Source organism: Rhodococcus sp. P3_B8, from assembly GCF_056402775.1.
In genome coordinates this window covers 1-10,891 of sequence record NZ_JBFUGT010000219.1, presented here as the reverse complement: position 1 = coordinate 10,891, position 10,891 = coordinate 1, and the positions used below count along the sequence as shown (strand labels likewise).

The 10,891-nt window shown below is 69.7% G+C and carries 10 protein-coding genes; 2 read left to right on the top strand and 8 right to left on the bottom strand.

Annotated features, from left to right (window positions below; translation table 11 throughout):
* Positions 1-137: 137 nt before the first annotated feature.
* Both tal and tkt read right to left on the bottom strand, forming a co-directional pair.
* The gene (gene tal / locus AC1D1G_RS34160; protein ID WP_477955558.1) at positions 138-1,262 is read right to left on the bottom strand and encodes a transaldolase; all 1,125 of its coding nucleotides are present in this window, start codon (positions 1,260-1,262) and stop codon (positions 138-140) included.
* Between the two features lie 6 nt (positions 1,263-1,268).
* The gene (gene tkt, locus AC1D1G_RS34155; RefSeq protein WP_477955557.1) at positions 1,269-3,377 is read right to left on the bottom strand and encodes a transketolase; all 2,109 of its coding nucleotides are present in this window, start codon (positions 3,375-3,377) and stop codon (positions 1,269-1,271) included.
* Positions 3,378-3,593: 216 nt separating this feature from the next.
* Here tkt and AC1D1G_RS34150 point away from each other — a divergent pair, with 216 nt between their 5' ends.
* Positions 3,594-4,577, top strand: a complete 984-nt coding sequence (locus AC1D1G_RS34150; protein ID WP_477955555.1) for a heme o synthase — start codon at positions 3,594-3,596, stop codon at positions 4,575-4,577.
* A gap of 82 nt (positions 4,578-4,659) precedes the next feature.
* Here the strand turns inward: AC1D1G_RS34150 and AC1D1G_RS34145 are convergent, their stop codons facing one another.
* Complete coding sequence (locus AC1D1G_RS34145; protein WP_283332357.1) at positions 4,660-5,625, bottom strand: quinone oxidoreductase family protein; 966 nt, start codon at positions 5,623-5,625, stop codon at positions 4,660-4,662.
* Between the two features lie 80 nt (positions 5,626-5,705).
* Between AC1D1G_RS34145 and AC1D1G_RS34140 the strand changes: the two genes are divergently transcribed.
* A complete protein-coding gene (locus AC1D1G_RS34140) occupies positions 5,706-6,071 on the top strand; it encodes a hypothetical protein (RefSeq protein ID WP_005565772.1) in 366 nt (121 codons plus the stop codon).
* Here AC1D1G_RS34140 and AC1D1G_RS34135 read toward each other — a convergent pair.
* From AC1D1G_RS34135 to mptB, 5 genes are all read right to left on the bottom strand, one after another.
* Positions 6,068-7,030: a COX15/CtaA family protein gene (locus AC1D1G_RS34135; RefSeq protein ID WP_280782154.1), complete on the bottom strand. Its 963-nt coding sequence runs from the start codon at positions 7,028-7,030 to the stop codon at positions 6,068-6,070. The two genes, AC1D1G_RS34140 and AC1D1G_RS34135, sit on opposite strands and share 4 nt — an antisense overlap.
* A gap of 69 nt (positions 7,031-7,099) precedes the next feature.
* Positions 7,100-8,545 (bottom strand): hypothetical protein, encoded by a 1,446-nt coding sequence (locus AC1D1G_RS34130; protein WP_477955554.1) that lies wholly within the window; start codon positions 8,543-8,545, stop codon positions 7,100-7,102.
* On the bottom strand, positions 8,542-9,342 hold the full coding sequence (locus AC1D1G_RS34125; RefSeq protein ID WP_105418530.1) for an ABC transporter permease: 801 nt from the start codon (positions 9,340-9,342) through the stop codon (positions 8,542-8,544). Before AC1D1G_RS34125 ends, AC1D1G_RS34130 begins: the two co-directional genes overlap by 4 nt.
* Positions 9,339-10,283 (bottom strand): ABC transporter ATP-binding protein, encoded by a 945-nt coding sequence (locus tag AC1D1G_RS34120; RefSeq protein WP_037203409.1) that lies wholly within the window; start codon positions 10,281-10,283, stop codon positions 9,339-9,341. Before AC1D1G_RS34120 ends, AC1D1G_RS34125 begins: the two co-directional genes overlap by 4 nt.
* Positions 10,284-10,289: 6 nt before the next feature.
* On the bottom strand, positions 10,290-10,891 hold a 602-nt coding region (gene mptB, locus AC1D1G_RS34115), incomplete at its 5' end, for a polyprenol phosphomannose-dependent alpha 1,6 mannosyltransferase MptB (RefSeq protein WP_477955552.1).

Sequence of the window (10,891 nt, the reverse complement as noted above, 5' to 3'; positions counted from 1 at the left end):
AACTTGCGCCGGGCCAGGTCGCCGGTGACACCGAAGATCACCAGCGCACACGGCCCGGCGATGCGTGGTAGGCGCTTGTCCCTACCGTCGCGGAGTGGATTGACCCAATCGTCTGACGCTGCGGGCTCGCTCACGTATCAGCTCTTCTGCCCTGCTGCGCGCAACTGCTCCGCGGTGGCCTCCAGGAGCTCGGTCCAGGACACCTCGAACTTGTCGACGCCCTCGTCCTCGAGGACCTTGAACACGTCGGTGAGATCGATGCCGACGGCGCTGAGCTTGTCGAACACCTCCTGCGACTCGACCGCGGTGCCGGAGACGGTGTCGCCGGCGACCTCACCGTGATCGGCGAACGCGTCGAGAGTCTTCTCGGGCATCGTGTTCACGGTGTTCGGAGCCACCAGTTCGGAGACGTACAGGGTATCGGGGTAATCGGGGTTCTTGACTCCGGTCGACGCCCACAGCGGGCGCTGCGGGCGGGCACCGTCAGGCAGCAGACCCTGGAACCGCGGCTGCACCTCGAAGATCTGCTGGTACGCGGCGTACGCGAGGCGGGCGTTGGCGAGTGCCGCCTTGCCGCGCAGCGCGAGAGCCTCGGGGGTGCCGATCTTGTCGAGCCGCTTGTCGATCTCCGTGTCGACGCGGGAGACGAAGAACGAGGCCACCGAGTGGATGCGGGACAGGTCGTGACCGGCCGCCTTCGCGGCCTCGAGGCCGTCCAGGTAGGCGCCCATGACGAGTTCGTAGCGTTCCACGGAGAAGATCAGCGTGACGTTGACGCTGATGCCCTCGCCGAGAACCTTGGCGATGGCCGGGATACCGGCCTCGGTGGCCGGGATCTTGATGAACAGGTTGGGGCGGTCGACGATCTTCCACAGTTCGACGGCCTGCGCGACCGTCTTGTCGGCGTCGTGCGCGAGGCGCGGGTCGACCTCGATGGACACCCGGCCGTCGACGCCGTGGCTCGCCTCGAACTGCGGGGCGAGGACGTCGCAGGCGGCGCGGACGTCGTCGGTGGTCACCGTGCGGATGGTGGCCTCGACGTCGGCACCGCGCTCGGCGAGCTCCCGGACCTGTGCGTCGTAGACGTGGCCCTTGCTCAGTGCGGCCTGGAAGATCGACGGGTTGGTGGTGACACCGACGACGGACTTGGTCGCGACGAGCTCGGCGAGGTTGCCGGACTCGATGCGGTCACGGGAGAGGTCGTCGAGCCACACCGACACGCCTGCTTCGGAGAGCTTCTGGAGGTTGGGGTTCTGAGTCATAGCGGTCTATCCCTTCACGCGTGCGAGCGAGCGCTGTGCGGCGGCGGTGACGGCTTCGGCGGTGAAACCGAACTCGCGGAACAGGGTCTTGTAGTCGGCGGACGCGCCGAAGTGCTCGATGGAGACGATTTCGCCTGCGTCGCCGACGAAGCGGTACCAGGGCATGGAGATGCCGGCTTCGACGGAGACCCGAGCCTTGACCGTCGGGGGGAGGACACCGTCGCGGTAGGCCTGGTCCTGGGCGTCGAACCATTCGACGCAGGGCATGGACACCACCCGGGTGGGGATGCCGTCGGCCTCGAGGGTCTCGCGGGCGGCGACGGCGAGCTGCAGCTCGGACCCGGTGCCGATCAGCACGACCTCCGGTGCCCCGGTGGAGGCGTCGGCCAGGACGTAGCCGCCGCGGGAGACACCCTCGTAGCTGGTGCCCTCGAGGACGGGCAGGTCCTGGCGGGTCAGGGCGAGGCCGGCGGGAGCGCGGGTGGCTTCGTCGGCGCCCTTCTCGAGGACGGCGCGCCAGGCGTGGGCGGTCTCGTTGGCGTCGCCGGGCCGCACGACGTACAGGCCGGGGATCGCGCGCAGCGCGGCGAGGTGCTCGATCGGCTGGTGGGTGGGCCCGTCCTCACCGAGTCCGATGGAGTCGTGCGTCCACACGTAGGTGACCGGGGTCTTCATGATCGCGGCGAGCCGCACGGCGGGACGCATGTAGTCGCTGAAGACGAGGAAGGTGCCCCCGTACGGGCGGGTCGGTCCGTGCAGCGCGATGCCGTTGAGGATCGAGCCCATGGCGTGTTCGCGGACCCCGAAGTGCAGGGTGCGGCCGTAGGGCTGGGCCGTCCACATCCGGGTGGAAATGGCCTCGGGACCGAAGGAGTCGGCGCCCTTGATGGTGGTGTTGTTGCTCTCGGCGAGGTCGGCGGAGCCGCCCCACAGTTCGGGGAGCACCGGTCCGACGGCGTTGAGAACGGCGGCGGACGCCTTGCGGGTCGCGACGCCCTTGGGATCCGGCTCCCAGGTGGGGAGCACGTCGGCCCAGCCGGCGGGAAGGTCGCGGCCGATCAGACGGTCGAGGAGCTCCTTGCCCTCGGGGGCGCGCTGCGTCCACTCGTCGTACTGGGCCTGCCACTCCTTGTGTGCCTGCGCGCCGCGCTCGACGACCTTGCGGGTGTGGGCGATGACCTCCTCGGCGACCTCGAACGTCTTGTCCGGATCGAAGCCGAGAGCCTTCTTCACGGCCGCGACCTCGTCGGCACCGAGGGCGGCACCGTGCGCCGCTCCCGTGTTCATCTTGGTCGGGGCGGGGAAGCCGATGATCGTGCGGAGCAGGATCAGCGACGGCTTGTCGGTGACCTCGCGGGCCTTGTTCAGGGCCTCTTCGATGGCGACGACGTTCTCGCCACCCTCGACGATCTGCACGTGCCAGCCGTACGCCTCGTAGCGGGCGGCGGTGTCCTCCGACAGCGCGATGGCGGTGTCGTCCTCGATGGAGATCTTGTTGTCGTCGTAGATCAGCGTGAGGTTGCCGAGCTGCTGCACTCCGGCGATGGAGGAGGCCTCGGAGGTGACGCCTTCCTCGATGTCGCCGTCGGAGGCGATGACGTAGATGTGGTGGTCGAACGGGCTGTCGCCGAGGGCGGGCTCGGGGTCGAAGAGGCCGCGCTCACGGCGGGCGGCCATCGCCATGCCCACCGCGGAGGCGAGGCCCTGACCGAGCGGTCCGGTGGTGATCTCGACACCGCGGGTGTGGCCGTGTTCGGGGTGGCCGGGGGTCTTCGAGCCCCAGGTGCGCAGCGCCTCCAGGTCGTCGAGTTCGAGACCGTAGCCGGCGAGGTACAGCTGGATGTAGAGGGTGAGGCTGGAGTGCCCGCAGGACAGCACGAACCGGTCGCGGCCGATCCAGTCGGCGTCGGTGGGATCGTGGCGCATGACGCGCTGGAAGAGGGTGTAGGCGAGGGGGGCCAGGCTCATGGCCGTGCCGGGGTGGCCGTTCCCGACCTTCTGCACCGCGTCCGCGGCGAGCACCCGGATGGTGTCGACGGCCTTGGTGTCCAGGTCGGTCCAGTCGGCGGGGTGAACCGGTTGCGTGAGGACGTGGATGTCGTCTGTGATCGACACGGGCAGAAGTCTCCTGACATGGGTGAACGTGGAGCCTGAGGATGCGTGGGCCTCTTGTGCGACTCCAGCCTAGTGTGCGGTCGTATCCGGGTCGATTCGGTTCGCGCATTGCGGCGGTCTACCATCGTTTGTAGTAGACGGCCGGCCGTCGCGAAGGACTTCGGGAGCAGTCGCCGGCATTCGGATGTGGAATTACGCGTGGTGCGAGGAGAGAACGTGCGGACAGGGCATCAGCCGAGCGGACACGGCTTCGGCAGCCCCAGCCCCGCCCCCCGCGCGACCGACACCGGTACGGTGCTGGGTCGCGTCACGGGCAAGGTCTTGGCCTACATCGCATTGACCAAGCCGCGGGTGATCGAGCTGCTGCTGGTCGCCACCATCCCCGCGATGCTGCTGGCGGACCGCGGCAACGTCGACATCGCGCTGATCCTCAGCACGCTGTTCGGCGGATGGATGGGCGCGGCGAGCGCGAACTCGCTCAACTGCGTCGTCGACGCCGACATCGACAAGGTCATGAAACGCACCGCCCGCCGACCGCTGGCCCGCGACGCGGTGCCGACGTCCCACGCGTTCGTGTTCGGCATGACTCTCGGTGTCGCGTCGTTCCTGTGGCTGTGGTGGCGGGCCAACCTGCTCGCCGGCTGCCTGGTCGTCCTGACCATCGCGTTCTACGTGCTCGTGTATACGATGGTGCTCAAACGCCGGACCTGGCAGAACGTGGTCTGGGGCGGCGCCGCGGGCTGCATGCCCGTCATGGTCGGCTGGTCGGCGGTCACCGGGTCGCTGAGCTGGCAGCCCATCGTGCTGTTCCTGGTCATCTTCTTCTGGACGCCGCCGCACACGTGGGCCCTCGCCATGCGGTACAAGGAGGACTACGAGGCGGCCGGTGTCCCGATGCTGCCGGTGATCGCCACCGAGGAGCACGTCACCAAGCAGATCCTGCTGTACAGCTGGGCGATGGTGATCACGTCCCTCGCGCTCGTCCCCGCCGCGGGCGTCGTCTATGCCGCCGTGACCCTCGTCGCGGGCGCCTGGTTCCTGCTGATGGCCCACCAGCTGTACCGCAGCGTCCGCGGCGGAGCGGCCGTGAAACCGCTCCGCCTGTTCCTGCAGTCCAACAACTATCTGGCCATCGTCTTCGTCGGTCTCGCCGTCGACTCCGTGCTCGGACTGCAGACCGTCGGCAGCCTGCTGAGCTGACCTTCCGCCAGGTCCTCAGTTGACGCTCCGCATCAGGGCCTGAGTTGACGCTCCGCGTCAGGGCCTGAGTTGACGCTCCGCGTCAGGGCACCAGCACGATCGATCCCGTCGTCGCACGCGCCTCGAGGTCGCGGTGCGCGTCCTCGGCCCGCTCGAGCGGGTACTCCGCGCCCACCCGGACCGTCAGCGAACCGTCGGCCAGGGCGGAGAACACGTCTCCCGCCCGCCACGTCAGTTCCTCACGGTTGCGGATGTGGTGCGCGAGTGTCGGCCGGGTGAGGAACACCGAACCGGCCGGGTTCAGCCGTTGCGGATCGAACGGCGGCACCGGGCCACTGGCCGCACCGAACAACGCGACCGTCCCGCGGATCCGCACCGACGCGAGACTGGCCTCGAACGTGGACGCGCCGACACCGTCGTAGGCGGCTGCGACGCCTTCGCCGTCGGTCAGTTCACGCACCCGGGCGGCGACGTCGTCGTCGTATCGCAGCACCTCGTGTGCGCCGGCGTCACGGGACAATTGTTCCTTGGCGTCGGAGGACACGGTGGTGATCACCCGCGCGCCCAGCGTGGTCGCCATCTGGGTCAGCAGCAGACCGACTCCGCCCGCACCGGCGTGGACGAGGACGGTGTCGCCGGACTGGATCGGGTAGGTCGAGTGCGCCAGGTAGTGGGCGGTCATTCCCTGCAGCAGAGCGGAAGCGGCCTGCGGGGCGGGCACGGAGTCGGGGACGGTGATCGCGGCCGCCGCGGGGACGACCACCTTCTCTGCGTAACTGCCGGGGGCGGAGCACCACGCCACCCGGTCACCGGGAGCGATACCGGTCACGTCGCCGCCGACGGCCTCCACGACTCCGGAGCCCTCGTCTCCGGGAATGTAGGGCAACGGCCGCGGGTACAGCCCCGTCCGGAAGTAGGTGTCGATGAAGTTGATGCCGATCGCCTCGGTGCGAACCAGAAGATCCGTCGCTCCGATCCGGGGTTCGGGAACCTCCGCCGGTTCGAGGACGTCGGGACCACCGAGACGGGAAACCTGTATAGCGCGCATGGATTCAGTTCTACACGGCGAGTGTCGCCGATCGGAGCCTGGCGGACACGACGCCGCTACCGCCCAGTATTCTCGGGGTCATGAGTACCGACACCCACGCGGATCAGGCGCCCGCGAGCCCGGCGCCCTCGCTGCCGTCCCACACGGTCGACGCGATCAAGAAGTTCGTGGCCGAGCACGGCGGTTCCGCCAGTGCCGTCATCCAGCCGATCGGACTCGCCGGCGTCCGCATCACGCTCGTCGGAGCCGACGGCATCCTCGGTGACCAGGTGGTCAAGGATCTCGCCACCGCGAACGCCGTCGTCGCATCCTTCGACGACGTCACCGTCTCGGAGTGGGATCGCGCGATCACCAGCATCGTCACGCCCCGCAAGGGTCACTTCCAGAAGATGGCCGGCTGGGTCGCGCGGCAGACGCGGTTCCCGAAGGCGCGCAACGAGCGCTAGACGCTCGCGGTGTCCGGCTGCGTGACGTACTCGCGGGTGCGTCCCGCAGCCCATACCGCCGCGGTGGCCGCGGTGCACAGCCCGGCCCCCGCGACATGGACTGCCACCAGGGCCGCGGGAACGTCCGTGAAGAACTGGACGAGTCCGACCAGCGCCTGCGCCACCACCAGTGCGAGCAGAACCTGCACGCGGATCGTCACCGCGCGGGTGGCGCCCACGGCGTACAGGCCGAAGCACAGGCCGACCAGCAACGCCAGGTAGCCCACCAGCAACTGGGCATGCAGGTGCACGAGCGTGACGATCTCCACCTCGAGGCGCGGAACCACGCGGTCGAGACTCTTGTCTCCCGCGTGCGGTCCGGCGCCCGTGACCAGCGTGCCGGCGGCGAGCACCCCGGCCAGCGCGACACCCGACAGCGCGGTGAGCCACCGCAGCGGGGCGGGGATCACGTCGATCGCCGGTGCGTCGTCGGGTTCGCAGATCTTCGCGTACATCACGGTCGCCAGCCACACCATCGCCATCGACGCGAGCAGGTGTACCGCCACCGTCCACCACAGCAGTCCGGTGAGCACCGTGACACCGCCGATGACGGCCTGCACGACGGTGCCGAGAGGCATCATCCACGCGTAGACGAGGACCTCTCGACGACGGCGGGCGCGGGTGACCGCGAGAACGATCAGAGCCGCGGCCACGACGACGACGAACGTGAGCAACCGGTTGCCGAACTCGACCGCCTGATGGACGACGGCGACCTCGCCGTGCCCGACCGGCACGAAACTGCCGGGGAAGCACTGCGGCCAGGTGGGGCACCCGAGGCCGGACGCGGTCACCCGCACGACGGCCCCGGTGACGGCGATACCGCCCTGCGTGAGGATCACCGCGAACGCGATGACACGCTGCACGGTCAGCGACGGAAGGGGGAGACGGTCTACCAGGCTCAGAAACCCGCGATACAGCACGACGTCGATGGTAGAGGGCCGTCAACTACAGCGTGTCGTTGGGCCGGTGGCGGCGCGCTCGACTCCGTGCTACTCGCCGCGAATCCGCAGGATGCCGGTGACCGTGCCCTGCCAGAAGTCGCCGGTGTCGGTGACGAGTCCGGACATCTGCAGAGTGTCGTTGACCGCGGTGCCGGGGAGTGGGCTGGTGTGCTCGACCGAACCGTCCGCCGGATCGATCACCGCGAACGAGAAGCCGTCCAGGGGCGTGGTGACGTCGAACCCGTGACGAATCACGGTGTACAGCAACCCGTCACCGGTCGAGAGATGGGGTACCGCCGCGCTGCGGACGTCGTTGCTCCACACCTGGTGGCAGCCGATCGGGTCGATGTCGACACGGGTCATGCCGCCGGTGAACGGGGCGTTCGTCGGCACCGCCGGGCCCGCGCCGTCCGGAACCGCGGGATACGGGTAGCCGTACGTCCCCGCGACATACACCGAATTGGCTATACCGATCGGCGAGTTCTCGCTGCCGCCCGGGCTGCCGAGCACCGGAAGGGAGCAGATCTCGTCACCGGAATCGGCGCGGAAGACCCGAAGACTCACCTGCGGGTCGGCGTTGTCGACGATCGCGACGAAATCGCTGCCGGTCGACGGCCCGAAGTAGGTGGGGGTGGATCCGGTGCCGTGGCTGAGTTGCCCCGGCTTACGGTCCGGGCCGCGGTCGTAGTCGCGCCGCCAGTCCACCCGCACCGCCCCGTCGCGGAGCGTGAACTGGTACAGGGCATGCGTCGTCGCGACCGCGGTGCCGGCGGGCGAGGTGGAGATGCTGTTCTGGACCTGTTCGCCCGCGGCCAACGGCAGAGCATGCGCGACGCCGGCGCGATCCACGGCTCCGACGACACCGCCACCCGTGGCGAACCAGACGTTGCCCTGCCAGTCCGGTGTCAGTCCGGTCACGTTGTCACCCGGCGGAACACTGCCGGACAGGTCGACGCGCGAGTCGACGGTGATCCGCCAGCGGCCGTCGGGATCCTGCGAATGTCCGAGGCGCAGTAGCTGACGGTTGCCGTCCACCACGACCAGCCGGTTGTCGTTGTCGAGGAACGCGTACACGCCGCCCAGGAGGCTTCCCTTCGCCAGCGCGAACGTGGCGAGCGAGCTGCCGAACGGGGCCGCGGGGGCGGCGGGATCGATGAGGTGAACGGTCGGGACCTGGCCGGCCACGGCCGTGCACAAGGCGACGACGAGCCGGTCGGAACCCTGCAGGAGGGTCGGGCACGCCGACACCAGCGGGTACGCGGACAGGGTGAACGGGCCGGTCCCGGGACCGGGCAGCGGAGTCACGTCGGTGGACCCCGCGTCGCCGTGCATCGTGGACGTGCCGGCGGGTCCGAGGAACGGATTCGGCGCGGCGGGCGGACCCCACTGCGGTGCGGCGCCCGCGGGCAGCGTGCCGCAGCCGAGGACGGCGAGCAGGACTGCCAGAACGGTGCCGACGCTGCGGACGCGCCGGGCTGCGGGTCGGCGGATCACGTGAATCGGAACGTCCGGGCCGCCAGGGCTCCCGCGGCCGCACCCCAGACGACGAGGACCACGACGCTGAGCAGATCCACCGACCCCGACAGTGCGGCGTCGAGCGCGTGCGCGAGCGCACCGGACGGGATCAGCCGGGCCCCGGTGTGGAGGAGCCAGGGCAGCTCGCCGGTGGCGAACACCACGCTGCCGACGCCGACCATGACGAACCACAGGATGTTGGCCAGCGCGAGGACGATGTCGGCGCGGAGGGTTCCGCCGAGCAGCAGTCCCATCGCCGCGAACGTCACGGTGCCCAGGGCGATGATCACGGCGCCGAGAACCAGTCCCCACGCACTCGGACGCCAGCCGAGCGCCAGCCCGATCGAACCGAGGAGCACCGACTGCAGGGCGACGACGATGACCACGGCGGCGCTCTTCCCGGCGATGATTCCCCACGTCGGCAGGGGGGTGGCGCCGAGCCGCTTGAGCGCCCCGTACCGGCGGTCGAAGCCGACCGCGATGGCCTGGCCGGTGAACGCGGTGGACATCACCGCCACCATCATGACGGCGGGGACCACCTTGTCGACCCGCGACGTTCCGAGGTCGCCGATGGGCAGCAGACACAGGCCGATCAGCAGTGTGATCGGGATGAACATGGTCAGCAGCAGCTGTTCGCCGTTGCGCAGGAGCAGTTTGAGTTCGAGCGCGGTCTGGGCCCGCAACATGACCGCCGCGCCACTCGGGCGGGGGTCGGGCGCGAACGTGCCCGGGGCGAAACGATTCTCCGTCAGACGGTCGCTGGTGCTCATCGTCATCCCCTCAGTTCCCGGCCGGTGAGTTCGAGGAAGACGTCCTCGAGGCTGCGCTGGTCGACGCGGATATCGCTGATCAGGGCATCCAGATCGGCGCACCACGACGCGACCGACGCCACCACCTTCGGATCGATCGGCCCTTCGACGAGGTAGGTGCCCGGTCCGGACTCGGCCACCCGGAAACCGTCGGGGAGGGCTCTCGCGAGGGGCTCGGTGTCCAGACCGGCGGGCGCGCTGAGCCGCAACTGGCCCTCGGCGCCGCGGCTGGTGACCTCGGCGGGCGTGCCCGCCGCGACGATCGACCCGTGGTCGATGATGACGAGCCGGTCCGCGAGCTCCTCGGCCTCGTCCATCAGGTGCGTCGTCAGCAGCACACTGACGCCGTCGCGGCGCAGGGCGTCGATCAGTTCCCACACGAGCAGGCGGGCCTGGGCGTCRAGTCCGGCGGTGGGTTCGTCGAGGAAGACCAATTCCGGCCTGCCGACCAGCGCGCAGGCCAGGGACAGGCGCTGCTGCTGCCCGCCCGACAGCCTGCGGTAGGGGGTGCGACGGGAATCCTCGAGTCCGAGGCTGCGCAGCAACCAGTCGGGGTCGAGGGGGTCGGCCGAGTAGGCGGCGACGAGGTCGAGCATTTCTCCGGCGCGGGAACCGGGGTAGGCGCCGCCGCCCTGGAGCATCACACCGATCCGGGCCCGGACGGCGCCGGCATCCGCGACGGGGTCGAGTCCGAGGACGCGGACGGTGCCGCTGTCCGGGCGGACGAAGCCCTCACACATTTCGACTGTGGTCGTCTTACCCGCGCCGTTGGGACCGAGCAACGCGACCACCTGTGCAGGTTCGACGGTGAGATCGAGTCCGTCGACGGCCCTCACACCGTCGAAGGTCTTCACCACGCCTTCCAGGCGTACAGCAGGTTGCGCCGATCCGGGCGTTCGCGAGGTCACGGGGAATCAGCGTAAGCCCTGGCCTGGTGTGACCCGGCCGGTGCCCCGGCTTTCCGCGTCGGCGTCRTCCCGGGGCGGATCCTGGGTGTCCGGCACGGTCGGCTGCTGCTCCGAACCGACCCGCCACGGCAGCCGGTTGCGGGTGATCACGATCAGCGTTCCGGCTGTGAAGATGGTGGCGATGGCGGCCTGCACGATGACGAACGGCTGGTACTCGCCGCCGTTCGGCATCAGGATGACGCTGACGATGGACGAGAAGACGATGGCGGGGACGCGGAACGCGGGTGCCGTGGCCCAGGCGGCGAGCGGCAGGACCGCCCACAGCAGATACCAGGGCTGCACCACGGGAAAGAGGAGGACGACCGCGCCGAGGGACAGCCCCAGCGCGCCGACCGCGTGGATGCGGCCGACGAGCGTGGCGACGAGCATCCGCAGTGTGATGAACGCCGCAGCGACGGCCGCGATCGGCCGGGTCAGGCTCAGCACCGCCGTCGTGTGGTCGCCGAGGCCCAGCAGGACCCCGGCCAGTCCGGTGCCCAGCCCGAGGAGCGTGGGGATGGACATCCAACTGCGGACCGCGTTCGCAGTGCCGAGGGTGTGTACCCAGC

Bases quoted from the DNA above. Each gene is read 5' to 3' on its own strand.
- AC1D1G_RS34125 (WP_105418530.1), bottom strand. From the start codon at position 9,342: ATGACGATGAGCACCAGCGACCGTCTGACGGAGAATCGTTTCGCCCCG.
- AC1D1G_RS34140 (WP_005565772.1), top strand. From the start codon at position 5,706: ATGAGTACCGACACCCACGCGGATCAGGCGCCCGCGAGCCCGGCGCCC.
- tal (WP_477955558.1), bottom strand. From the start codon at position 1,262: ATGACTCAGAACCCCAACCTCCAGAAGCTCTCCGAAGCAGGCGTGTCG.
- AC1D1G_RS34145 (WP_283332357.1), bottom strand. From the start codon at position 5,625: ATGCGCGCTATACAGGTTTCCCGTCTCGGTGGTCCCGACGTCCTCGAA.